The sequence below is a fragment of the Lysinibacillus sp. FJAT-14222 genome, assembly GCF_001278875.1.
GTDB lineage: Bacteria > Bacillota > Bacilli > Bacillales_A > Planococcaceae > Lysinibacillus > Lysinibacillus agricola.
The window spans coordinates 205,227-228,419 of record NZ_LIYL01000050.1; the positions used below are offsets into that span (position 1 = coordinate 205,227).

General features: G+C 39.1%; 26 protein-coding genes and 1 pseudogene. 8 read left to right on the top strand and 19 right to left on the bottom strand.

Features of this window, described 5'->3' with window-relative positions:
* Nucleotides 1-20 precede the first annotated feature (20 nt).
* Nucleotides 21-1,823 (top strand): annotated as a pseudogene (locus tag AN161_RS21750) (DUF5693 family protein); the annotation flags it as partial.
* Complete coding sequence (gene csaB, locus AN161_RS21755; RefSeq protein WP_053596420.1) at nt 1,823-2,905, top strand: polysaccharide pyruvyl transferase CsaB; 1,083 nt, start codon at nt 1,823-1,825, stop codon at nt 2,903-2,905. The pseudogene AN161_RS21750 and the gene csaB, both read left to right, overlap by 1 nt.
* Before the next feature lie 50 nt (nt 2,906-2,955).
* On the opposite strand, the gene AN161_RS21760 is transcribed toward csaB, so the two are convergent.
* Nucleotides 2,956-3,789: a flagellin gene (locus AN161_RS21760; RefSeq protein ID WP_053596421.1), complete on the bottom strand. Its 834-nt coding sequence runs from the start codon at nt 3,787-3,789 to the stop codon at nt 2,956-2,958.
* 195 nt (nt 3,790-3,984) lie between these two features.
* Nucleotides 3,985-4,458 carry a hypothetical protein gene (locus AN161_RS21765; RefSeq protein ID WP_053596422.1) on the bottom strand — a complete coding sequence of 158 codons (474 nt, stop codon included), beginning with the start codon at nt 4,456-4,458 and terminating at the stop codon, nt 3,985-3,987.
* A gap of 196 nt (nt 4,459-4,654) precedes the next feature.
* Here AN161_RS21765 and AN161_RS21770 point away from each other — a divergent pair, with 196 nt between their 5' ends.
* Both AN161_RS21770 and AN161_RS21775 read left to right on the top strand, forming a co-directional pair.
* Nucleotides 4,655-6,229, top strand: a complete 1,575-nt coding sequence (locus AN161_RS21770; protein WP_053596423.1) for a hypothetical protein — start codon at nt 4,655-4,657, stop codon at nt 6,227-6,229.
* The gene (locus tag AN161_RS21775; protein ID WP_082340291.1) at nt 6,226-8,988 is read left to right on the top strand and encodes a DEAD/DEAH box helicase; all 2,763 of its coding nucleotides are present in this window, start codon (nt 6,226-6,228) and stop codon (nt 8,986-8,988) included. Before AN161_RS21770 ends, AN161_RS21775 begins: the two co-directional genes overlap by 4 nt.
* A gap of 271 nt (nt 8,989-9,259) precedes the next feature.
* Here AN161_RS21775 and ssb read toward each other — a convergent pair whose 3' ends face one another.
* Nucleotides 9,260-9,682, bottom strand: coding sequence for a single-stranded DNA-binding protein (gene ssb / locus AN161_RS21780; RefSeq protein ID WP_053596424.1), 423 nt, complete (start codon nt 9,680-9,682; stop codon nt 9,260-9,262).
* A 321-nt stretch (nt 9,683-10,003) separates the two neighbouring features.
* Here ssb and AN161_RS21785 point away from each other — a divergent pair, with 321 nt between their 5' ends.
* Both AN161_RS21785 and AN161_RS27805 read left to right on the top strand, forming a co-directional pair.
* Nucleotides 10,004-10,429 (top strand): YwpF family protein, encoded by a 426-nt coding sequence (locus AN161_RS21785; protein WP_053596425.1) that lies wholly within the window; start codon nt 10,004-10,006, stop codon nt 10,427-10,429.
* Nucleotides 10,430-10,756: 327 nt separating this feature from the next.
* Entirely contained in the window at nt 10,757-11,737 is a 981-nt protein-coding gene (locus tag AN161_RS27805) for a nuclease-related domain-containing protein (RefSeq protein ID WP_075807317.1), read from the top strand.
* 44 nt (nt 11,738-11,781) lie between these two features.
* On the opposite strand, the gene AN161_RS21795 is transcribed toward AN161_RS27805, so the two are convergent.
* From AN161_RS21795 to AN161_RS21835, 10 genes are all read right to left on the bottom strand, one after another.
* On the bottom strand, nt 11,782-12,003 hold the full coding sequence (locus AN161_RS21795; RefSeq protein WP_053596426.1) for a hypothetical protein: 222 nt from the start codon (nt 12,001-12,003) through the stop codon (nt 11,782-11,784).
* 27 nt (nt 12,004-12,030) lie between these two features.
* Nucleotides 12,031-12,345, bottom strand: coding sequence for a hypothetical protein (locus AN161_RS21800; RefSeq protein ID WP_143114995.1), 315 nt, complete (start codon nt 12,343-12,345; stop codon nt 12,031-12,033).
* Nucleotides 12,260-12,481 (bottom strand): hypothetical protein, encoded by a 222-nt coding sequence (locus AN161_RS29100; RefSeq protein ID WP_143114998.1) that lies wholly within the window; start codon nt 12,479-12,481, stop codon nt 12,260-12,262. The genes AN161_RS21800 and AN161_RS29100 overlap by 86 nt, the downstream gene beginning before the upstream one ends.
* Nucleotides 12,482-12,616: 135 nt before the next feature.
* Nucleotides 12,617-13,033: a hypothetical protein gene (locus tag AN161_RS21805; RefSeq protein ID WP_053596428.1), complete on the bottom strand. Its 417-nt coding sequence runs from the start codon at nt 13,031-13,033 to the stop codon at nt 12,617-12,619.
* Nucleotides 13,034-13,141: 108 nt separating this feature from the next.
* The gene (locus AN161_RS21810; protein WP_053596429.1) at nt 13,142-13,525 is read right to left on the bottom strand and encodes a hypothetical protein; all 384 of its coding nucleotides are present in this window, start codon (nt 13,523-13,525) and stop codon (nt 13,142-13,144) included.
* Between the two features lie 173 nt (nt 13,526-13,698).
* Nucleotides 13,699-14,136, bottom strand: coding sequence for a 3-hydroxyacyl-ACP dehydratase FabZ (fabZ, locus tag AN161_RS21815; protein ID WP_053596430.1), 438 nt, complete (start codon nt 14,134-14,136; stop codon nt 13,699-13,701).
* Nucleotides 14,137-14,299: 163 nt separating this feature from the next.
* Nucleotides 14,300-14,584, bottom strand: coding sequence for a DNA-directed RNA polymerase subunit beta (locus AN161_RS21820; protein ID WP_053596431.1), 285 nt, complete (start codon nt 14,582-14,584; stop codon nt 14,300-14,302).
* A gap of 44 nt (nt 14,585-14,628) precedes the next feature.
* On the bottom strand, nt 14,629-15,468 hold the full coding sequence (locus AN161_RS21825; protein WP_053596432.1) for a flagellar hook-basal body protein: 840 nt from the start codon (nt 15,466-15,468) through the stop codon (nt 14,629-14,631).
* A 25-nt stretch (nt 15,469-15,493) separates the two neighbouring features.
* Entirely contained in the window at nt 15,494-16,327 is an 834-nt protein-coding gene (locus AN161_RS21830) for a flagellar hook-basal body protein (RefSeq protein WP_053596433.1), read from the bottom strand.
* A 21-nt stretch (nt 16,328-16,348) separates the two neighbouring features.
* Nucleotides 16,349-17,344: a rod shape-determining protein gene (locus AN161_RS21835; RefSeq protein ID WP_053596434.1), complete on the bottom strand. Its 996-nt coding sequence runs from the start codon at nt 17,342-17,344 to the stop codon at nt 16,349-16,351.
* 263 nt (nt 17,345-17,607) lie between these two features.
* On the opposite strand from AN161_RS21835, the gene AN161_RS29105 reads away from it, so the two are divergent.
* The gene (locus tag AN161_RS29105; protein WP_143115001.1) at nt 17,608-17,802 is read left to right on the top strand and encodes a hypothetical protein; all 195 of its coding nucleotides are present in this window, start codon (nt 17,608-17,610) and stop codon (nt 17,800-17,802) included.
* 85 nt (nt 17,803-17,887) lie between these two features.
* On the opposite strand, the gene AN161_RS21840 is transcribed toward AN161_RS29105, so the two are convergent.
* The 3 genes from AN161_RS21840 to spoIID all read right to left on the bottom strand — a co-directional run bounded on the left by AN161_RS21840 (nt 17,888) and on the right by spoIID (nt 19,940).
* Complete coding sequence (locus tag AN161_RS21840) at nt 17,888-18,148, bottom strand: sporulation transcriptional regulator SpoIIID (RefSeq protein ID WP_010858004.1); 261 nt, start codon at nt 18,146-18,148, stop codon at nt 17,888-17,890.
* A gap of 207 nt (nt 18,149-18,355) precedes the next feature.
* The gene (locus AN161_RS21845; protein ID WP_053596435.1) at nt 18,356-19,021 is read right to left on the bottom strand and encodes a M23 family metallopeptidase; all 666 of its coding nucleotides are present in this window, start codon (nt 19,019-19,021) and stop codon (nt 18,356-18,358) included.
* Nucleotides 19,022-19,058: 37 nt separating this feature from the next.
* Nucleotides 19,059-19,940, bottom strand: coding sequence for a stage II sporulation protein D (gene spoIID, locus AN161_RS21850; RefSeq protein ID WP_241774620.1), 882 nt, complete (start codon nt 19,938-19,940; stop codon nt 19,059-19,061).
* A gap of 204 nt (nt 19,941-20,144) precedes the next feature.
* Here spoIID and AN161_RS29110 point away from each other — a divergent pair, with 204 nt between their 5' ends.
* Nucleotides 20,145-20,561 carry a hypothetical protein gene (locus tag AN161_RS29110; protein ID WP_143115004.1) on the top strand — a complete coding sequence of 139 codons (417 nt, stop codon included), beginning with the start codon at nt 20,145-20,147 and terminating at the stop codon, nt 20,559-20,561.
* 181 nt (nt 20,562-20,742) lie between these two features.
* On the opposite strand, the gene murA is transcribed toward AN161_RS29110, so the two are convergent.
* The 3 genes from murA to AN161_RS21875 form a co-directional block, all read right to left on the bottom strand.
* Entirely contained in the window at nt 20,743-22,056 is a 1,314-nt protein-coding gene (murA, locus tag AN161_RS21860; RefSeq protein ID WP_053596438.1) for a UDP-N-acetylglucosamine 1-carboxyvinyltransferase, read from the bottom strand.
* A 385-nt stretch (nt 22,057-22,441) separates the two neighbouring features.
* Complete coding sequence (locus AN161_RS21870; protein ID WP_053596440.1) at nt 22,442-22,681, bottom strand: DUF1146 family protein; 240 nt, start codon at nt 22,679-22,681, stop codon at nt 22,442-22,444.
* 99 nt (nt 22,682-22,780) lie between these two features.
* Nucleotides 22,781-23,188 carry a F0F1 ATP synthase subunit epsilon gene (locus AN161_RS21875; protein WP_053596441.1) on the bottom strand — a complete coding sequence of 136 codons (408 nt, stop codon included), beginning with the start codon at nt 23,186-23,188 and terminating at the stop codon, nt 22,781-22,783.
* Nucleotides 23,189-23,193: the final 5 nt, after the last annotated feature.

The window sequence follows — 23,193 nt, forward strand, 5'->3', positions numbered from 1 at the left end:
CGAATGATGCCTATGAAATAGTGATTCCTTATGATGAAATTCAAGTAGTAAACAAGGAAAGCGATTTAACAATGGATAAAATCCTTTCCTCTTTAAAAAATGCAGGGCTTACAACAGTTAGCCTTGAGCCTTTAACATTAAAGGAAATGGAACATCAAAGCCTGATTTCCATTTACGATGAAAATGAATTAGCGGCACAACTACGTTTCACACCTTATAAAGGTGCTATAGATGTCAATAATAGTGGATATTATATTAGCGTTCCTGAAAATACAAGCTATCAACAGCTTATTAAAGACAGCATTCAGCCTGAAGAAGTACAAATAGGCGATGAGTCTTTCTATTTTCTTCCGAGCTCAAACCACCGTTATGGTTTAAAAACACCAATCGGTTACGATAAGCTTGCAGTAGAGATGATCAACAAGCATGATCTGTCCCTCATTTTTAAAGTAGAAAATGCAGAAAATAAAGTAGCCAACGAAAAGACCGTTAAGCAATTGCTTGAATTAAAAGATTCATCAGCAGGCCGTTTACTTGGTTCAGGGGATGAGGCAATCGGATTTGGTCAAAAATCAGGTGATGCATTCATTGAACAGCTAAGTAATGCAGGCTATTATTTCTACACAATTGAAAGCAATCCCCTTAAGGGTGAAGACAAAATTGCCAAAAATACAGATTATAATATGATTCGATTGCACAGCATCAATGTAAACAGAGAGACAAAGTTGAAGCTTAATGCAAGCATTGATCGTACAACGAGAGCGGTGAAAGAGCGAAATATTCGATCTATCTTCTATCATATTAAAACAAAAGGTAATGCTGAGAAAAATCTGGCGGAAACAATTGATTATTTAACTGGTGTTCATAAGAATATGCCAGATCATTTCAAGCCTGGCGCTCCAAAATTATTTGATGTTGTTACGGTACCAACATGGGTAACGGCACTTGTCTTATTAGCAGGTATCGTATTTACTTTCCTTATCTCAGAACTAGTGAAATGGATGCCACTTCGTATAGCAGCTGTTCTATTTATGAGTGCTTTAGCCATCGCGTACTTCCTTCTGAAAAGTACACTTTTCTTACAAGCTTTCGCGTTAATTATTGCAGTTATGGCCCCAACGTATGCAGTCATTAAAGCAGCTAAGGGCTCTAAAAATATTGCTTCGATCTTACTACAATATTTAAAAGCAGTAGGTATTAGCATCATTGGTATCGTTATTGTCATTGGGTTATTAAATGGCAATGCATTTATGACAGGCTTTGAAGTATTTAAAGGCGTTAAGCTTGTTTATATTATTCCAATCGCAGGTGTATTAGTATTTGTGCTGCTAGAACTCAACCGTCTAGTTGATAAAGATCTAAAGAAAACACTTTCGAATACCGTTACATTATTAAATAGAGATTTAAAATATTGGCATGTTTTACTGGTAATTGTCGTTGCAGGTATAGGTTTATTCTATATTAGTCGAACTGGTAACTCTGGTTCCGTTAGTAATGCAGAACTGGCATTTAGACAATGGCTTGAGAATATCCTATATGTTCGACCAAGAACGAAGGAATTTTTAATTGGTTTCCCATTCTTTGTTTTATCGTTATATGTGATGGGCATTAATCGAAAATGGGGCAGTATCCTTCTAGTACCAGGCGTTATTGGATTCTTGTCTATCGTTAATACTTTTACACATTTACACATCCCTGTTGAAGTGTCGGCATTACGTACATTTTATAGCGTTATACTTGGTTTTGTCGTAGGACTAGTATTTATCTTTATCTTCAAGATCGGTTACCGTTTTATTTCTAAAGCAGTCGCGAGGTGGTCATAATGCATGTTGTATTATCTGGCTACTACGGATTCGATAATGTTGGCGATGATGCGATACTTCTTTCCATTATCCAGGCTCTACGAAAATGTCAGAGTGATATAGACATTACCGTATTATCGAATAATCCAGCGGCCACTGAAAAAACATATGGTGTTAAGGCCGTGAATCGTTGGAAAATGAACGAAATCAGACAAGTACTGAAAACAGCAGACGGACTCATTAGTGGTGGCGGTAGCCTCATGCAAGACCAAACAGGAATGAAGACGATTCCTTACTATGCGGGCGTTATTCAAATAGCAAAATGGTTGAAAAAACCTGTATTTGTTTACGCTCAAGGCATGGGCCCAATCAATCATCCTTTAAGTAAATTTATTGTCCGCAAAACCTTTAATAAGGTAGAAAAAATAACGGTAAGAGATAAAGCCTCACAATCTCTTTTAACAGAGATTGGCGTCAAAAACGAGGCTTTAGTGGTGCCAGATCCAGTTATTGGACTTAATGGTAGCGTCTTTCATAGTAAATGGTTAGCAGATGAGTCCTTATCAACAAACACTTATATTGCTATAAGTGTTCGTGATTGGCCTTCAACGGTAGATTACAAGCAAAAAATAGCGAGTAGCCTCGATCAATTAGTACGTCATGGTGAGCAGATTGTCTTCTTGCCTATGCATGGTGAGCATGATGCAAAGTCTTCACAAGATGTAACAGCACTTATGCAGGAAAAGAGTATCATAGCCCCCGCTGATTTATCGATCGAAGAAAAAATTGCAGTAATCGGTCACTCTAAATTGTTAATTGGTATGAGATTGCATTCATTAATTTTTTCAGCCATCTACTCTACCCCATTTATTGCGATTTCTTATGACCCGAAAATCGATGCATTTGCTGACATCGTAGACCAACCAATTATCGGACATGTTGAAATGGATAATTGGAACGGAACTTTATTGTTTGAACAATCTGTAAAAGTGCTTGAACAATTAACGACCGTTCAAGAAAATATGCGTCACAAAGTTCAAGCGCTCCAAGATGCAGCAACGACGACAGCAAAATTAGCATTAGAGGTTTTCACAAAGGCATAGAAGGTATATAAAAAATAAAAATGATGAATTTCAATAAAAATTGAAATTCATCATTTTTTTCCAAACTCTAATAATTTTAAAATCGATTGTGCCTGCTGCATATGCATTGCCAGTATATATTGACTTGCCTGCATCAAAATTTGTGCCTTCACCATATTCATCATTTCTTTGGCGATATCTGCATCACGAATGCGAGACTCCGCATCTTGTAAGTTTTCCGCCGTGTTTACGTTCGCATTATACGCATGCTCTAGACGATTTTGATAGGCACCTAATCTTGAGCGCTCGTTTGACACACGCTTTAAAGCCTCGTCCATTGTAGAAATGGCTTTATCGGCATCCTCACGAGTTGCAATGGAAGTCGTATCATCCAAGCCAAGTGCTCCAGCTCCCATATCGTTAATGAACAGCTCGATGCTTTGACCTGAGTTGGCACCCACCTGAATTTTAATACCGTTTGTAGCATAATCCCCATCCAGTAATGTCTTTGTATTAAATTCAGTGTCCTTTGAGGTGCGCTGAATTTCCTTTTTCAACTCCTGAAATTCCAAATCGAGCTTCTCCCGATCACTATCTGTTAATGTATCGTTAGCCGCCTCAATTGCAAGCTCGCGCATGCGCTGAATCATTGCATGCGTTTCATTTAAAGCACCCTCAGCTGTTTGAACAAGGGAAATACCATCCTGAATATTTTTCGCTGCCATATTCAGCCCTCGAATTTGCGCACGCATTTTTTCGGAAATTGCGAGTCCCGCTGGATCATCTGCTGCACTATTGATGCGGTAACCTGAAGAAATTCGAAGCATTGCCTTGCTCATTGCACCGTAATGGCTATTCATATTGTTTAAGATCGACATCCCTGTCGCTGACCATTTCCCAAGCATGATTTCACCACCTTTGTTAGTGTTTATATCGGTCTACGTTTAATTCTCTTAAGTATATTTTGGTAATGTATTCTATTTTAGTAGGTTCTATATAGTAATAACTTCTAACCCGTTTTTTTATTTTAAACTTTAGACCTATACAAAAGCACCCGCTTCTCATATATGAAAAGGGTGCTTAAATAAAATACCGTGTATTCAATTTTCGAAACCTCCGAGTTGATGGTTCTTTTGTTGTAGCAGTTCAAAAAATAGTGCTTTATTGTTATCTAATAATGCCTGGTCTATTAAATAATCAATGTTTTTCTGCTCTAATTCTGCAATAAGCTGATCTACTTCGCCAACAGTCACTGAAGAAACAAGCGGTAACTGTGGCTTTGGCGTAGCGCTTTCAAGAATCGGTGCCAGATGCTCATGAACATTTGTAATTAATAATAATTGATATAGTGGTAGTCGGATAAAACGATTCCCTTTTTGGAAAACAAATACCTCAGATAAATTTTCAATTTGCTGTGTATTCAAGTTGATAATCATCTCTTTACCTTCAATGGGAATGAAATGGAAAATCTCATTCTCTTTTAATATAGAGAAATATTGATAAGCAAACACGAGACGCAGTTTATCTCCAGTGATTTTTGTGTAAAATGGCTTCATATATTGAACTTGCATCATCCTTCACCCCTCCTATTTATCTGATTATTCAGATTTTAACACATATTAATTATCTTGTTAACTATCTTCTCCTTGATTTTTTTCTTTCAAATCATTCAGCTTATCATGTCCGTATTTTAATCGTATAATGGAAGGACAGTCTTTTTTATTCATATTTAAGTGCCCACTAGCTATACATTTTGAAAGGAGTGAGGTTATGGCATTGTCTATTGCCCAATTAGCTAAGGAACACCAAGATTTTGTCCTTACCAAATTAAAGGAAGCTGAACAGGCGTTACATCCTTCCTCTACTGAAGACGAAGAGCTAGTGCGTCGTGCTGTTTTTTCAGTACGAAACAAATCAGTTGTCTTTGAACGTTTTAATGGAGCAAGTTCTATATTATATGCAAGCGTACAGGATGTCAGACCTGCTTCTGTAGAAATTGATTTTGCCAAAGAGGAGTTGAACTGTAACTGTCCTCAGCTGAAATGGTGTAGACATCAGGTTGGCGCATTGCTTGCCCTCTATCAGTATTTTGATTCAGTGCAAAATTGGTCAAGTGCTTGGCGTGCGCAAAAATCGGTGCAATTAAAATCATTAGCAGATGAGCGGAGTCCAGAAAGCTGGCAATTGATGGTCAATGAAGTCATGAGACGTTCATTGCCTCCTGGCCGTATTCTGGAGGGTTATGGTCTTTCCGCTGTACGGACTGATGCATTGGAGAGACTTCAACGACATATGCCCTTCGAGCGTGAGTGGCAGCCACTTTATAAGCTTTTTATGGAGCTATCCATCTTTAATACAATATGGCGTCATTTAAATGAAACACAAGGACATTCATTGGATTCTCCTTATATGAAATATTTTATCGATCAAAGTGTTCAATCCTTCGAGAGTATACTGACGGAGCTAACTGGTCGATCACGCCTTTTTGCCACTGACCCATTTTATAATGCGATTCAGGAATTAGTCAGAGAATTTTTATTGGAACGACAAGGATTGTTTGCTAATCGACTACAAATTTATATGCTGCTTTGGGCTGTACTTTTTTATGAGAGGCCGCGACGGGAACAGGAATTAGCACTCATAAACAATCTTGAGAATCCTCCAGCTGAGATTACCTTGGAGTCATTAAAGCTGCTATTTTATGTACTGCTACAAAAAGAGAGTTTATTACAGGAAAGCATTGCACATATTGATGTAAATCATATGCAGGACCTATTTGAACTGGCTACTTTTGCAAAACGTGCTGGAGAATCACTTGCACAGTCAATCATTTTACGTGCGATGCTACCTTTTACTGAAGTCTTTTTACAGCAAACTGTGCCAGTTGTACAACGAGCTCAATACGTACGGCAATTTCAGTTTTTGTACGAAGATATACAGCTTACAGAGGAAGAGGAAACAATTTTATATAGTGCCTTTGGCGTTTATGGGCTTCAACCGTTTTCATTCTTTCTTATTAAAAAAGGACGTTTTCGTGAATGGGCAGCCCTCCATCAGTTAAATCCCTCCTCCCTTTCTTATTTAGAAATGTGTGGATTAAAGGATGTGCTTCAGGTTGCTCCTGCAACGGTATTGCCCTTATATCATCTATATGCCATGGCTGAAATTACACAAAAATCACGCATGAACTATAAGCAGGCTGTACGAATCTGGAAAGGTATGCGCAGTGCAGCAAAACGTGCTGGCAAAACTGCTTATTTTGAAACATATATACAAACAATTCGTGCAGAGTTTAAACGACTTCGTGCATTACAGGAAGAAATTGAGAAAGGAAACTTAGTATGATGACTATAAATGCTCCTTCCCCATTTTCAAAAAAGCTACAGCTTCGTATTGAAACAGTTCAGGAAGGATATTTTACACTACAAGGCTTTACTGCTGATGGTTCAGCAATGGAAGCAGACTCACTCATTTCTTCATTATTCTTTAACTATGAAGCGAATATCTATGGACTATTAACCAATCGTACGGATCATACCGTTGAAGTTTCAAGCGCTGAGTTTCTTGATATTTTTTCACCGCGTCATCTACATCCTTTTATTGGGTGGCAAGGGGTGAACGCAGAAAGTCAGGTATGGCTAGAAAAAGCTTCGGCTTTACAAACGTATTGGCAAGAGCCCTCGCTCTGGTCATACACTAGTATTGCAGATGATTTTTCCTCGCTAACATTCCCTATAGACGGAATAGATACAGCCTTATTAGAAATGGCAGTGCAGCAAAAACTTGCTCAGGCAGGTCTTTTACTGTCTGATTTACCAAAGCTTATGCCATTTTTCTCGCGTGGTGGCTGGCCATTGGAGCAGGAACGACAGACAGGAGCAGTTACTGTCTCCCTACGCTTAAGTGAACCTGAGGAAGATTCAGATGTTTGGCTTTTAGAAACTGTACTTAGTACGGCTACAGCCAAAAACTACTGGACGCCTGCTATTCGAAAGCAGTCTCTACCAATTGTTGAAGCTCTGCCAGTAAAATGGCAAATGTATGCTGATGCTATTGAACAACAACAAGCGCAAATTGTAGATCTTCTTTCTATTGAAGATTTACGTAGCGATATTTTCATCCGTATTATGCTCGAGGATTTGCAAGTACGAACATTTTTACGTGAGGATTTAGCAAGATTACAGGCACTCGGCTTTGACGTTGTACTACCTGCTTGGCTAAAGGATTTAAAACAATCAAAACTTCGTGTTCGTGTAAGTACTGGCAATGTAGCGACAAAGAAGGTTGCTGGGCTAGATGATATTTTAACGTTTAAATGGCAGTTTTCTATGAATGGACAGTCCATTTCACCTGAGCAATTTAAAAAGCTTGTAGATGAGAAACGTGAATTCATTCGTATTGGTACTGAATGGTTTCGAGTCGATGCAAACTGGATGCATGAAATGCGTGAATTGATGCAGCAAGCAGAAGATGAGAGCTGGACCGTTCGTGAATTGCTATTTCGTGAGCTACCAGAGGATTTATCCTTACCTCTTGACGAAGAAGATGCCGATGATGCAATGCGAGATGACCCGATTTTTGCATTCGAATTGCAGCAATCACTTAAATCCTATCTGCAGCAGCTACACGAGAAAAAAGGGCTTCCAACAGTACCGATCCCTACATCTTTGCAAGCTGAATTACGTCCTTATCAGCACGAGGGCTTTGAATGGCTTATCTTCATGCGTGAACAGGGCTTCGGTGCATGTCTTGCTGATGATATGGGCCTTGGTAAAACGGTTCAGCTTATCTCATATTTACTTCATCATTATGAAACAGCTGAGGATACAAAGCCATCCATAATCATTTGTCCTACGTCAGTGCTAGGCAACTGGCAAAAGGAACTGGCTCGTTTTGCTCCTTCCTTAATTGTGCATACGCATTATCAGGCAAATCGAGCAAAGGAAGATGTTTTTAAACAGCTAGTAGAAAGAGAAAAACCACATGTAATTTTATCTACCTATGGCACGGTATCACAGGATGCTGAGTTTTTACAGGAAGTGGAATGGGCAGCAGTTGTACTAGATGAAGCTCAAAATATTAAAAACATGCAAACACTACAGTCAAGGTCAATTCGTAAATTACAGGGAATGCATCATATTGCTTTGACTGGTACACCAGTTGAAAACCGTTTATCGGAACTATGGGCCATTTTTGACTTTATCCATAAGGGCTATTTAGGTAGCTTCGGTCGCTTTAATGAAGAATTTATTTTACCGATAGAACGAGATGAGTCGGAGTCACATAAACAGAAGCTGCGTGCAAAAATTCAACCATTTTTACTTCGTCGCACAAAGCGTGACCCACACTTACAGCTTAACTTACCAGATAAACAAGAGTCTCATGAGTATTGCCCATTAACGGCTGAGCAAGCATCTCTATATGAAGGATATATATTAGAGACGCTCGATCAGCTTGAGCAATTAACAGGCTTTCAAAAAAAGGGACGCGTCTTAAAGATGCTTAGTAAGTTAAAACAATTATGTAATCATCCTGCCTTGTATTTAAAAGAACCTTTCGAGGATGCCGAAACAATGCTAACTCGTTCTACGAAATTAGAAAGTATCGTTCAAATGGCAGCAGAGATCGTGGACAATGGCGAGCAGTGCCTCATCTTTACACAATATATTGGCATGGGGCAATTACTACAGCATTGTTTTAGTGAACTATATAATGTAGATGCACCGTTCTTAACAGGTGCAATGCCTAAGCAGCAGCGTGACCGCTTAGTAGAGGCTTTTCAGGCAGGAGATTTTCCAATATTTATCCTTTCCTTAAAAGCAGGTGGAACAGGGTTAAATTTGACAGCTGCAAATCATGTATTACACGCAGATCGCTGGTGGAATCCAGCCGTTGAAAATCAAGCAACAGACCGTGCATATCGTATTGGGCAAACACAATTTGTGCAAGTGCATAAGTTTGTTACAATCGGTACCATTGAAGAGAAAATCGATAAAATGCTGACGCAGAAATCTGCTTTATCAGAAGAACTAATTCAATCAAGCCAGTGGTTAACTGAGTTAGAAGATCATGAACTTCGTGATTTAATGATGCTCGATTTGTAAAAATTTCTCTATGCGCCAAGAGCAGAAATGTTCTTGGCGCTCTTTTTAGTTTCATGAATTTCAGTGGCGTAATGTTGTTACTTCTTCCCTACTTACTTCATATAATATTTAGTTGTGTCAGAATTGATCATTGCTGTGCGGTCTTCAGCAATGAACAACATTAATAAAGGGTATACATCATTCCTTTCTAAATTAAATTACGGTGCAAGTAATAAAAGGAGAATGGCGGATCAGACAACTTGTCACTTGCTCCGTATGTACGTTTAGAATGCTATACTACTGGTAATTGTACTTCTTCCTCAGGTAGTACAAAATCCTTTAAGCCGTCCTGCTCATCAGGTGGCTTTGGCGGCACAATAGCCTCGTCACTATCCCTTGGCTTAAGCTGATAAAATCGGACATCTTCTACGACTACTTCTGTTATAAAAACCTTTGTGCTTTCTTCATTTAAAAATGACCTTGATTGAATACGGCCATTTGCCCCAACTAATGAGCCTTTTCCGCAATATTTGACGATATGCTCTGCAAGCTTTCCCCATACTGTACAAAGAATAAAGTCAGCATCCACTTCCCCACGACTGTTTTTGAAATTGCGATTTATGGCTAGAGAAAAATGTGTTTGCACGCGATTTCCAGATAAGTGTCGTAATACAGGATCCTTCGTTAACCTTCCGACTAGCCCGACTTGGTTCATTGATTCACCTCCTTTGCTTTTGATTGCTCTCATCTTACAAGAATGAATCCAGCATTGGCAAAAGTCGATTTTTATCATTTCCTTCAGTTTTAAATCATAAATTGGTTATATTGAGATTTTTACTTTTCAATAATTTAATCATTTCTCGAACTGAATGCTTTTGGCTGTAATAGCAAATGCTAATTGTTGAAATATGCATTTTCGCTGTTTTTATCTTTTTGTAGAATTTGCGAACACAAACAGCATTGACCCTATCGTAAACAAGGGCTATTTGAATATGTTATACTAAAAAAGATGACCGACTTAGGAGGATATTACATAATGAAAACATTTAAAATGCTTTCCTTTGACATTGTCACAAAAGATGGCATGCAACCATTTCCTTTAGTCGATGGTATTATTATTAACCAGGAAAACAGCCATCAATCTTGGATTCTCGAACTGTTTATGGACCGACAATATCGTTCAACTTTTGATGAACTTTTAGCGAATGCTACTGTCTTTAATGTACGTGCAGTTATTTCATTTCCAGATAATGAGCCTGCTCCTTTCCAGGTTGTCGTACATACAGTTCAAGAAATTGGCGAGCACATCTCTGTACTTTTAAAAGGGACACTAAAGATAAAACGCTCCAAATATGCCGAGCAATTATTAGCCGAGCTACTAGCTGAGGGCGTTACTTTAGATAAGCTATTAGACCGCTTCTCACATGATATGAAGGAACGACCGAAGCTGAAAAATGATTGAGATTGATTTGGGCAGGGACATAAGTATATTTTCAAAGCAAACTTAAAAAATTTCATATCAGAAAAGCGCGAGAAATCAACGTTTCTAAAATTGATTTCTCGCGCTTTTTAAGATTTTAATCAGTTTTGACCAAGCGCACTGAAAAAGTCGATTTGCCACAAAAAATGTGATGCAAATCGACTTTTTTGAATTTTTAAATCCAACAAAAGACAGATTTATAAAAATGAATTTCTTTAGTTTTTCAGTGCCCTTGTTTCCTCTTTTTTATTGGACAGGTAGAGATTTTAATGTAAAATACGATTTAAAAATTAGAGGAGGAAAAAACACTTGAATATTGCTATTAGGGACAGGCCCTTAAAATTATTGTGGCTTGAGGCTTTAAAAAGGAGGTTGTCAGAAGAGGATCCAGACTTTAGCTATTATCATGAACGATTGCGAAGAGTCGATGCAGGCTTTGCTGGTGAAAGGAAAGTTGATCGTGAATGGCTTGAATTAGTATCCCCCTATACTTTTTTCGTAATGCATAATTTGATTTTAATGAATTCCGCACAGCATTCACATCAACTAGATACACTTTTCATTTGCACTAATTTTATGCTAGTAATTGAGATCAAAAATATCAGCGGACGTCTTGATTTTGACGATATTACTCATCAATGTATTCGTACGAAGCCAGACGGAACAGTTGAAGGATTTCCGAATGCCATTACTCAGACCCTAAGACATTTGCAATTTCTTAAAGTTATTTCTCAAAACTATTCTCTCCCCATTGAGGGTGCAGTCATCATTTCTAATCCCTCTACTATCATTGCAGGTCACCCAAAGACAATTCCGATTTTCCATGTTTCAGGACTTCAAAAACATCTTCATTCCCTTTTCAAAAAATATTCACAAGCTATTTTAAGCGATAAACAGTTAACTCAATTTGTTCAACAACTTCTTAATAGGCATCAGCCATCGAAAACTCCGGCTCCTCTTGATCCTTCACGATTTCGTCAAGGCGTGCTTTGTCCTAATTGCCAATATAAGTCTCAAATGCATTATGCTCGAGGTATTTGGATCTGCTCGCGCTGTCACTATGCAAGCGAAGAAATTTTTGCTGAGGCCTTACAAGATTATCGATACTTAGTTAGATCAACAATTACCAACAAACAGTTACGTGAATTTTTCAATATTCATTCCAGTGATGCTGCAAATCGCATACTTAAAAAATTCCAATTTCCCTTTACAGGATCTTATAAAAATCGTGTTTACCATTTACCTGAAAATTTAGTGGAATATATGAGGCCTTTTTTCCGCTCTTCATGAGGAGTTTCTTTGCTTTTGTGGGTATTCATCCTATGTGTGTGGGGTTACGCTTTCCTTTTGCGGGTATTTCCCTCTTTGCGCGGGTATTTACCTCTCTTCCGCGGGTATTTTCCTCCCTTCCGCGGGTATTTCCACCTTCCGCGGGTATTTCCTTCTCTTCCGCTGGTATTTCCCTCTCTTCCGCGGGTATTTACCTCTCTTCCGCGGGTATTTTCCTCTCTTCTGCGGGTATTTCCCTCTCTTCCGCGGGTATTTCCCCCTTCCACGGGTATTTACCTCTCTTCCGCGGGTATTCACCCTCTTCGCGCGGGTATTTCCACCTTCCGCGGGTATTTTCCTCTCTTCCGCGGGTATTTCCACCTTCCGCGGGTATTTACCTCTCTTCCGCGGGTATTTACCTCCCTTCCGCGGGTATTTACCTCTCTTCCGCGGGTATTTTCCTCCCTTCCGCGGGTATTTTCCTCCCTTCCGCGGGTATTTCCACCTTTCTTCCGCGGGTATTTACCTCCCTTCCGCGGGTATTCACCCTCTTCGCGCGGGTATTTCCACCTTCCGCGGGTATTTACCTCTCTTCCGCGGGTATTTACCTCTCTTCCGCGGGTATTCACCTCCCTTCCGCGGATATTTCCCTCTCTTCCGCGGGTATTTTCCTCCCTTCCGCGGGTATTTCCTTCCCTTCCGCGGGTATTCATCCTCCTTCCGCGGGTATTCACCTTCACGCGAGGTTTCGCTTCTCTTCCGCAAGCATGCATTCTCCCTCGCCCGGGGTTACACTTCCCTTACACGCTCGCGCAAGCATTCTCCCTCGCCCAAAGGTTACACCTCCCTTCCGCGATTCAAAAAAGAGTGTTCCCGTTGTTGGAAACACTCTTTTTTATATTATCGTGTAGTCATGTTGTTTTTACGGACATCTACTTTTTCTTCGACAACCTTTTCTTTAATCACGCCGTTAGCATTTGGAACGTTGTTGTAGCCATTTGTACCATTTAAATCAGCGTTTGTTCCTGGTACTGTTGTTGTTCCAGGTACTGTAGTTCCAGTTCCAGTTCTAGGTACTGTAGTTCCTGGTGCTGCGGCTTCTGGAATGACTGTGTTACGGTTGACACCGTTCACGTCACGATTGTAAACGTCATGTCGTCTAGTTGGCTCTACAACGTCTTCTACTTTATCAACACCTCGGCGAACGTCGTGCTTAACATTCTCCACTGGTCTTGTTTCAACCGCTCTGTTTCCCCAGTTACAACCGCCAAGGAATAGAGTAGCAAGAATGATGGCCAAAAATGACATTTTCCACATAGAAAAAACCTCCTTTCATGGGTGCTATGTCATCAAATACAACGTGTGCATTTGTGATCCTACATAGATTGCCCGGGAAAGGAGGGAACTATCCGATTTTTGTACAAACTATTTTTGTTTTTCTTTTAACAACTGTTCAATGTATGCTGCTTCTGCTTTACAGTCGTAGCTATAATTTGTACCTAGCTCTTTTTGCAAGGCCTCGATTGTTTCGATTTGCTTTGCTGTTGGTTCTTCATTTAAAATTTTTGCAATTACTTCATCGATTTTTTGCGCCATTTCTTCATGGAATTCAGTACTCATTAAAACATCTGCTGGGATTTTTTCGATCCATGCGGCATTTTCTTGAAAATAAGTCTGCCAGCTAGCAATAAAGTCTTCCATAGAAAAACGCTCTTCTTTCCAATCAATACTTGCTAAGTATGATTCAAAAGATGTTGAAATCGAACGCGTAATGCTAATTTTAACACCTGAAGACAATTCCTTATACATCTATATAATCCTCCTATGTTTAAAAAAAAAACTAAAATTACATGTATTCAATTCACAATCTCTATATGCCATTGCATTTTATAGAAACAAATAAACTGTTAAAAAGATTAACAGCAAAGATACTATTCGACATAAATTATTTTATATCTTTCTGCCTTTAATTGCAAATTAGCTTATTTTGGTTGCACGGGTCCAATAGCAAATAGAATATCGGCTTCACATACTAGCTCCCCATCGACTGTCGCCACACCGTGACCTTTGCCCATTGCTCCACGTAGTTTCACGAACTCTACTTCTAATCGGAGTTGATCTCCTGGTACTACTTGGCGTTTGAAACGACAATTATCAACACCCGTCAAGAAAGCTAGACGACCTTTGAATTCATCTGCATTTAGTAATGCTACTCCACCAACTTGTGCTAGCGCCTCTACAATTAAAACGCCTGGCATTACTGGATAGCCTGGGAAATGCCCATTAAAAAAGTCTTCGTTGATGGAGACATTTTTTAAACCGACAGCACGCTTCCCTTCTTCTAATTCAACGATACGATCTACAAATAAAAAAGGATAACGATGTGGTAAAATTTCTTGAATTTGTTCTGCTGTTAACATTTCTTTTCCCCCTTAATATCAATTTCGCCTTGGCGTAATTGTAGCTGTCGCTTCGCTTTCGCACAGAAAACATTTGTAGCTGTCGCTTCGCTTTCGCTACAGAAAAAATTTGCTGAATGAAGATAAATAATTATATAAACACAAAGTATGGTAAAGAATAATATTATTCTTTACCATTCATAATATCAAATATATGCCGCCATGTTTCTGGTTTGAATACGTCCATGGCCTTACCTTGTCCAATAACACTGTAGCCAAACATTGCACCTAAAATTGCGGCAACAACAACTAAGACGATAATAAGTACAACGCGTAGCCAAATCGGAATCAGCCGTATTTGCACCCATCGAACCTCTCGTTGCACTCCATTGGAGCCCTGTTCTTTCTCTTCTGGTGGCGTATCGGTTTCTTTTGTTTGCACAGAACGTCGACTTGAATCGTTTGTCATAGATTGTACTCCTCTTCATTCCTTAAACAGTAATAATGGATTTACTATCGAATACCATTAATGAGCCCAAGCATTTGGTCTGCTAAAGTTACCGCTCTTGCATTGAATTGGTAAGAGCGCTGTGTCTGGATTAAATCCGTCATTTCCTTTGAAAGGTCTACATTCGACATTTCGAGCGCACCGCTTTGCAAGCCAATTTGCTGACGATTTGCTCCTCGTAATTCAGTGACAACTTCAGCTTGTGTATAGCCAAGCTGAGCGAGGTTATTTGGCAATCCAACATAGGAGCCAGAAATATGCTCCATTAGCTGTGGCTTTTGAAACTCTGTCACTGCTAAATCAGTACGAATAATATCTCCATTTGGATAGGATGCCTCTAATACGCCCCCATCACGGACCGCGAAACTTTTTACATTATCCGGTAATGTAATAGCTTGTCCATTTGAATCTGCTAATGGATATCCATCTGCAGTTACAACCATTACTGTTCCATTATTTATTGGTGATAAATAAAAGTCACCTTGACGAGTATACACTGTTTTTGTGCCATTTTCACCTTCTGGCATTAAAATATTGAAATATTGCTTGGATTTTGTGAAAGCGAAATCAAGGTCGCGATTTGTTGTTTGTAGGGAGCCTTGCTTTTGATTTGATTGGATTTGTCCAAGCATTGCACCTGAACCATAACGAATGCCAATAGGTGATTGTCGGTCAGCACGGTCTTGCTTATCATTATTGAATTGTTGATAAAGCAGTTCATTGAATGTAGCTTCTTGTGATTTAAAGCCGTGTGTATTGCTATTGGCAATGTTATTACTAATTGTATCTAGTCTATTTTGTAATTGCCCCATTGTGTTTGTGGCAGTAATCATTGTACGTAGCATTGATCAAACGCCTCCTGTTCGCCTATTATACTTTTCCGATTTCATTGACAGCCTTTTCCATGCTGCGATCATAAGCCTGTAACACTTTTTGGTTAGCTTCGAAAGCACGATACGCTGTCATTAAATCTGTCATTGTGCGACTAGAATCTACGTTTGAGCCCTCTAGATAATTTTGACGCAGTGTAAAGGATACGCCATTGGCACCGTAAGCAGTCGGTAAGTTCTCACCGTTTTCTGTACGAATTAAGCCATTATCCTGTTTACGTAGCATGTTCGGATTCGTTGCAAATGATACTCCAACACGTGCTACTTGTTGATTATTAACATAAATTGCCCCGTTCTCATCTAGACGAAAATCATCATTCTGTAGCTGGATGCGTTGACCTCTGTCTGATAGCACATACAGTCCTTCTGGGTTTACTAAGTAGCCTTGACCATCTAATGTAAAATTCCCGTTGCGTGTATATGCCTCGCCACCATCTGGATGTGCTAAACGGAAGAAAATAGATCCAGCAGTGCCGTCTTCATTTTGCGGTAAGTTTCCATCGATCAAAGCCATATCTGTCGTGAAATCAGTGCTATAGATTTGGCCTTGTATGTAATTTGGTAATGTTTCTTGCATATAAATCCCTGTATTTAATGCGCCAACTTGACTCATATATTGAGAGCCTGCTTGCTCCTTAGCAGATGCATTTGTTTTTCCTACACTTGACATGAGCATGTCGGGAAATGAGCGAATTGTTGATTGGTCTGCCTTAAACCCTGGTGTATTCGCATTTGATAAATTATTGGTTAGTAATTCTGTACGTCTTTGTTGTGCAATCATACCAGTTGCAACTGTATAAAACCCTTTAAACAAAGGAATCACCTCATTAAATTTTTATAAGGATGCGGGCACTCGATCAATATTTTCAAGCATAATGCCTGTACCAATTGCTACACAATCCATAGGTTGCTCTGCAATGAACACAGGTACCTTTAATTCTTCGATTAATAGCTGGTCCATACCATGTAGTAATGCACCGCCGCCAGTAATAATTACCCCACGATCAATTATATCAGCTGATAGCTCTGGTGGTGTTTTTTCTAAAACATTTTTTGCAGCTTGGACAATCATTGCAACCGATTCATGTAATGCACGTTCAATTTCCTCAGAGTGAATTGTTATTGTACGTGGTAGACCTGTCACCATATCACGACCACGAATGTCCATTGAATCGTCTCGGCTGCCCTTAAAGACTGTACCAACTGTTATTTTTATCGCTTCAGCAGTACGTTCACCAATTAGCAATTTATATTCTTTTTTAATATATTGCAAAATATCATTATCAAAAATGTCTCCTGCTACCTTAATGGACTCACTTGTTACAATATCACCCATTGATAGGACTGCAACATCTGTTGTTCCGCCGCCAATATCGACTACCATATTGCCGCTAGGTTGGAAGATATCCATGCCTGCACCAATTGCAGCTACTTTTGGTTCTTCTTCTAAGTATACTTTTTTTCCACCTGATTTTTCTGCAGCTTCACGGATAGCTTTTTGCTCAACACTAGTAATGTTCGTTGGACAGCAAATTAAAATACGTGGCTTAGCTAAAAATCCTTTTACATTTAATTTATTGATGAAATGTTTTAGCATGGCTTCTGTCACGTCAAAATCTGCAATGACACCATCTCGTAATGGACGAATTGCAGTTATATTCCCTGGCGTGCGTCCTACCATTTGGCGGGCCTCTTCCCCTACCGCTAATACTTTATTTGTCTTTTTATCAATCGCCACAACAGATGGTTCATTTAGGACGATTCCTTTACCTTTAACGTGTATTAATACGTTCGCAGTTCCTAAGTCAATGCCAATATCTTTCGAAAACATTTTATAATTTCTCCTTCCCGCCAGTTCCAACTACATAACGTTCATTTTATCTGTTTATCTAGAATATTTTATCATATTCTATTGGTAATTTCACCTAATTTTAGTGAATAGAACTTGTTTTCTTTCAATTATATGAACAGTTCTAGAAAAGAAGAAATCGTTTAAACATTTTTTTATATGGTTCATCATCGAAAGCTTGAGATGACATTTTTTAAACATATGTTATATGAATAAGTTGATCTTCGTTTCGACTGGGCGACTCCTTGGGGATTAGCGTCACAGATGAGACCCTGGAGCGAGCAACGCGAGTGAAGCGGCTCATCGAACGCCCCCTGGAAGCTTTGCTCTGTGCGAAAGCGAAGCGTCAGCAACAATGTTTTATCTGTGCGAAAGCGAAGCGTCAGCAACAACAAAGCGCCAAGTCGCAACGGAAATCAATTCTACGTTATGGTGAGTAGCCTTTTAAGATGGCTGTTTTTTTAGAATTCTTAATATGTAGGAAATAATTATCTAACTTGTCCTTTACAATAAAAAAAGAACGAATCATTCTTGACTCGCTCTTTCTTTCCACTTGTTTTTCGTTGCCTCTCCTCCACGAATATGACGTACGGCCTTATGGTAGGCGAGAATTTCCTTCACTTGCTCAGCTAATCCTTCATGAATTGTTGGCAATCGCTCTGTTAAATCCTTGTGCACCGTACTTTTTGAATAACCTGTCATTTTCGCGAGGACACGCACAGTTTCACGCGTCTCAATCAATAATTCACCGAGGCGTATGCAGCGCTTCCGAATGTGCTCGTGCACGTTCTTCGTCCTTTCCACACAATTTCACAAAATGGCTTTTGGCATCAGATGCACGTCTGCGCATTTCTTCACCTTATGTGAGGACAAAGCTATTCAGAACACGTTTTACATTTTCACGATAAAAACTGATTTTTTATGCATTTTTTAGTATTCGTTTCTCTCACTTGAAAGTTATCATTTACTGTCATTGGAGATCTACGAACTTTCTTAAAAGGCTAGTAATTTTTTCGGATTAATATATTTTCCGTTTTCAAGTACTTCAAAATGCAAGTGAACGCCAGCTGATTGGTTCCACTCATTTTCAGTCGCTTTTCCAAGTGCTTGACCTTGTGTTACCTCATCGCCTTCCTTCACAACAATGTCCTTTACAGAGCTATAATGTGTTTGCTTACCATCTGCATGCTCAATGACAATTTTATTGCCTGTAAATGCATCTAGTTTAACTTCTAGTACTTTACCACTCATAGCAGCAAGTACTTCGAATTCTTCACCATTCATAGAAAGAGAAATACCGGAAGATGTCGTAAATGTTTGATTAAATACCATTAGTGCATTTTCACGTGACTCTGCATTCGCCTCTACTTCATAAAACTCTTGTGAAACTTGGACTTTACTATGATCTGCTTCCTTGAATGGGTACTTCATATTTTCTGCGCGTGCATTTGTTTCAACTACAGGACCTGAATCTACTTCTGCTAACTCTGGTAACGGAGCCTCTTCTACTTTTGATACGAGACTATTGTAACCAAATAGCATCCCTGCTAGCATTAAAGCACCACCACCGTAAACAGCTGGCCAAAACCATGGTTTCTTCTGTAATTGACCTTTTTCATTTTGATTTTGAGAAGTTTTACTATTTTTATCCTCTCTCATTTTCATCACCTCTAGTTGCAGTGTGAACAACTAGAAGTTATTTTAAACATGCATCTATCGTTTTTATCTCAATATCTTGATAATAATAGTGTAAAATTTCGGCAGCAGTTTTTCCATCACTTGCCATAGCCTCTGCACCATATTGACTCATTCCTACCCCATGCCCGTATCCTTTCGTGCTAACCTGTACATTTTTAGTAGTAGCATCATATGAAATCTTAAAATCAGTTGATGGTATTTGTAAAAGTGTTCGAATTTCTCTCCCTGACCATACATTCTTACCTAGCTGCATGCGCTCAACACGTCCTGAATCATTTAAAAAAAACTGTACACGGTTGAAATCACTTGTCTGCCATTTAACAGGCCACAATGCATTCCATTCAGCTAATGTCCATTCTTTTATTGCTGAAAACTTTGGTGATGACTGATCAGATATACTAGCAACGCTTTGTAAATATGGTAGATCATTGCCACTATAACCGTAGGCACTTTCTGTTTTACCATTGCTAGTAGAGTGAAACATTGCCGTAATTAATTCATTATTATATAGAAGAACTTGTCCTTTCGTTTCGTTAATGGCCTCGACAATTTTCTTTTCATTCCCCGGGAAATTGCTAGTCCAATTCTCTTTTCTTTGCTCCTTATTGTAAAAAACTTGTCTAGCAACAGTAGGAGCGATAGCTATTTTACCGTAATTTGTCGATTCCAACGCATATGTTCTTGCTGCAATAGCCTGCGCTTTTAATGCCTCTTTTTTAAATGCAACAGGCATTTCAGCAGCTACTACACCTGTCACATAAGTTTCTAAAGGGATTTTCTCCTGTTGTCCCTCCACTTCTATGAATATTTCGCAAGCCTTCTCTGTTGTTGAAGATGAATCCTCAGCGGTACGTCTCTCACTAAACGCCATAGGAAGCATATATAATGCTCCAATCAAACAAATTATGCCTATACTCATTATCCATTTTTTCATAAGGAATAATATGCTAGAGCTCTTCAAAATATGTTTGACGTTGACGAAGGAAGCTTCGGTATGCATAGGAAAACATGATTAGGAGGGCTGTATGAAAATGGCTCATCACCATAACGTGAGGCCGACTGAGCGCTTTCCTAGGGGCGTTCGATGAGCCGCTTATGGCAACAAGTGTTTTTTGTGCGAAAGCGCTGCGGCAGCAACAGATGGCTTTTGGGCGAAAGCGCACCGGCAGCAACAGATATCTTTTGGGCGAAAGCGCACTGCAGCAAAATGGTTTTATCTGTGTGTAGCAACAGCATGATATTGGTCACGAAGGCGTTATCACAGGAAGTGATGTTTTTAGCCTTCGTTCCTCCCCAACTTTTTAGTTTTATCGGAACACTTTTACGTTTTATCGCCCAACTTTTGAATTTTATCGACAAACTTTCGTGTTTTATCACCCAACTTTTGAATTTTATCGACATACGCCTTCCAAAGAGCAAAAAAAGATTCACACATAAAACTGTGTGTGAATCTTTTTACTTTATTGTGTCGCCCAGCCTTCACTCCAATCAACTTATATAAATGGCATACGTTTTAACATAGGGCATCCCCAACTTTTGATGATGAACTCTAAAAAACGCCAAATAGAAACTAACATCCTCTTACATGGTGCCGTTCTTGCCTTTTACGTGGCTGTCGCTTCACTTTCACATAATATGAAGAAAAAACCCTCTGCTTGTAAGCAAAGGGTTTGGAAATCTATTTAGTTTGTTGGTAATTCAACAGTTGTTTTCTCTTTGATGACAATATCCTCAGCTGGTACACGTTCAATATTTGCGCCAAGTGCAGCTAGCTTGCCGTGGAAATCGACGTAACCACGATCTAAGTGATGAAGTTTTGTAACTCTAGTCACACCTTCAGATACAAGACCTGCTAAAATTAGTGCAGCCGCAGCTCGTAAATCAGTCGCCATTACTTCAGCACCCTGAAGGTTTACTGGCCCTTCGATAAACACAGAACGTCCTTCTATTTTAGCACCGGCATTCATACGACGGAACTCCTCAACATGCATAAAACGATTTTCAAAAACCGTTTCCGTAATAATACTCGTACCTTCAGCCGTTAACATCAAGGCCATCATTTGGGATTGCATATCTGTCGGGAAGCCTGGATGTGGCATTGTTTTAATATCGACAGCTTTTAATGTTTTAGAAACACGTATACGGATGCCCTCATCTAGCTCAGTAATTTCTACACCCATTTCACGCATCTTTGCAATTAATGCTGTCATATGCTCAGGAACAGCGTTTACAATCGTTACATCCCCTTTTGTAATTGCTGCTGCAACCATAAATGTGCCAGCTTCAATACGGTCAGGAATAATATGATGTTCTGTTCCATATAATGTATCGACTCCTTCGATACGAATTGTATTCGTACCTGCGCCGATGACACGACCACCCATACTATTAATAAAGTTTGCAAGATCTACAATTTCAGGCTCTTTCGCTGCATTTTCAATCACAGTAGTTCCTTGAGCTAAAGCTGCAGCTGTCATAATATTTTCTGTTGCTCCAACGCTAGGGAAGTCCAAATACACATTTGCACCTTTTAAACGCCCTTCCGCTTTCGCCTCTACATATCCATGACCAAAAGAGATTTTTGCTCCCATAGCCTCAAAGCCCTTTAAATGTAACTCAATTGGACGGGAACCAATTGCACAGCCCCCTGGTAAAGCAACACGAGCATAGCCATTTCGAGCAAGTAAAGAACCCATCACTAAAATAGATGCACGCATTTTACTGACATATTCAAACTGAGCTTCACTAGAAAGTTCTTTTGTTGTATCTATATATACTGTATTATCCTCTGGTATATATGTAACAGCCGCGTTTAGACTTTTAAGTACTTCGTTAATTGTATAAACATCTGCTAAGTTAGGGACTTCTTTAATTACATTTTCTCCTTTAGAGGCAAGTAAAGCCGCCGCCAGGATTGGTAACACTGCATTTTTTGCGCCCTCTACGCGTACTTTTCCCTGTAGTTGTTGGCCGCCAGTCACTATTATTTTTTCCACCCTATGTCCCTCCGAATTCAATCTATTAATCTATCGAATTTTTATTTTAAAAAGAAGTATAATGTCATAATCAGTAAACAAACAACTCTATAGTACAACTTTTCTTACGCTCGTTCAAGTATCCAAATCACTATTTTAAGGCATTTATTGATATTTTGCTATTAATTTATTGTACGCATGATTTTTTTTTTTGTGAATGACCAATAACATGGGAGAAAAGCTATTATTTCTAATACATACCCAAAGAATTATGAACAAAAAACAAAATCTAATGGATTTCTTAAACTTATTTTTACATATTTCAAAGGACCACATAAATTATCTTATAAAGCCCTGTGAAATATGTAAAGTCAATTTCGCACATAAAAAAAGTAATAAGGAGCTACTAAAATAAATACGGAAGCTTCCCTGACCAGCTTGAAATTTGAAGAAAGAAATTTGAAACGGCTGATCCTATCGTTATACTTAATAAAATATAAATTAACTGGATTTGAAAAACCTTATTCTGCTTAAAGATTTTTTCTAGCATAAAAGCTTGTAGCGCGTAAAAAGTAATTGCGATAAAAAATATATGCGATAAAATCCCTATTAAAGCTTCTTGTCCTATCGCCCCATATATTTCCATGTTGGTTCCTCCATAATAATCGTATCGGTCACTTAGACGGTTGCATCTAGGTAATGTTAAAAAACGGACAGATGTTGAATCTGCCCGTTAAAATTTGAATTAGATATTACCCTCATGAACGTTGATACGATTCAACGCACGTTTTAATGCTAGGTCAGCACGTTTGAAATCAATGTTATCTTGTTTACCTTGAAGACGACCTTCAGCACGTTTAACGGCTTCTTTAGCACGTTTAACATCGATGCTTTCAGCAATTTCAGCAGATGGCGCTAAAATTGAGATTTTTTCAGGGCGAACTTCAATGAAACCACCGCTTAAGGCAACAAGTTCAGTTGAACCGTCTTCTTTTTTAAGCTTCACTGCACCAATTGCAAGTGGAGCAACCATAGGAATATGGCCTGCAAGAACACCGATTTCACCTGAAGTTGTCTTTGCGATAACCATTGATACTTCAGAATCGTATACTGGGCCGTCGGGAGTGACAATATTGACTAGAACTGTCTTCATATTTT

Coding starts and splice junctions, on each gene's coding strand:
- csaB (WP_053596420.1), top strand. CDS start 1,823: ATGCATGTTGTATTATCTGGCTACTACGGATTCGATAATGTTGGCGAT.
- AN161_RS21760 (WP_053596421.1), bottom strand. CDS start 3,789: ATGCTTGGGAAATGGTCAGCGACAGGGATGTCGATCTTAAACAATATG.
- AN161_RS21765 (WP_053596422.1), bottom strand. CDS start 4,458: ATGATGCAAGTTCAATATATGAAGCCATTTTACACAAAAATCACTGGA.
- AN161_RS21770 (WP_053596423.1), top strand. CDS start 4,655: ATGGCATTGTCTATTGCCCAATTAGCTAAGGAACACCAAGATTTTGTC.
- AN161_RS21775 (WP_082340291.1), top strand. CDS start 6,226: ATGATGACTATAAATGCTCCTTCCCCATTTTCAAAAAAGCTACAGCTT.
- ssb (WP_053596424.1), bottom strand. CDS start 9,682: ATGAACCAAGTCGGGCTAGTCGGAAGGTTAACGAAGGATCCTGTATTA.
- AN161_RS21785 (WP_053596425.1), top strand. CDS start 10,004: ATGAAAACATTTAAAATGCTTTCCTTTGACATTGTCACAAAAGATGGC.
- AN161_RS21805 (WP_053596428.1), bottom strand. CDS start 13,033: ATGTGGAAAATGTCATTTTTGGCCATCATTCTTGCTACTCTATTCCTT.
- AN161_RS21810 (WP_053596429.1), bottom strand. CDS start 13,525: ATGTATAAGGAATTGTCTTCAGGTGTTAAAATTAGCATTACGCGTTCG.
- fabZ (WP_053596430.1), bottom strand. CDS start 14,136: ATGTTAACAGCAGAACAAATTCAAGAAATTTTACCACATCGTTATCCT.
- AN161_RS21820 (WP_053596431.1), bottom strand. CDS start 14,584: ATGACAAACGATTCAAGTCGACGTTCTGTGCAAACAAAAGAAACCGAT.
- AN161_RS21825 (WP_053596432.1), bottom strand. CDS start 15,468: ATGCTACGTACAATGATTACTGCCACAAACACAATGGGGCAATTACAA.
- AN161_RS21835 (WP_053596434.1), bottom strand. CDS start 17,344: ATGTTTTCGAAAGATATTGGCATTGACTTAGGAACTGCGAACGTATTA.
- AN161_RS21845 (WP_053596435.1), bottom strand. CDS start 19,021: ATGAGAGAGGATAAAAATAGTAAAACTTCTCAAAATCAAAATGAAAAA.
- spoIID (WP_241774620.1), bottom strand. CDS start 19,940: ATGCTTCCTATGGCGTTTAGTGAGAGACGTACCGCTGAGGATTCATCT.
- AN161_RS29110 (WP_143115004.1), top strand. CDS start 20,145: ATGAGCCGCTTATGGCAACAAGTGTTTTTTGTGCGAAAGCGCTGCGGC.
- AN161_RS21870 (WP_053596440.1), bottom strand. CDS start 22,681: ATGGAAATATATGGGGCGATAGGACAAGAAGCTTTAATAGGGATTTTA.
- AN161_RS21875 (WP_053596441.1), bottom strand. CDS start 23,188: ATGAAGACAGTTCTAGTCAATATTGTCACTCCCGACGGCCCAGTATAC.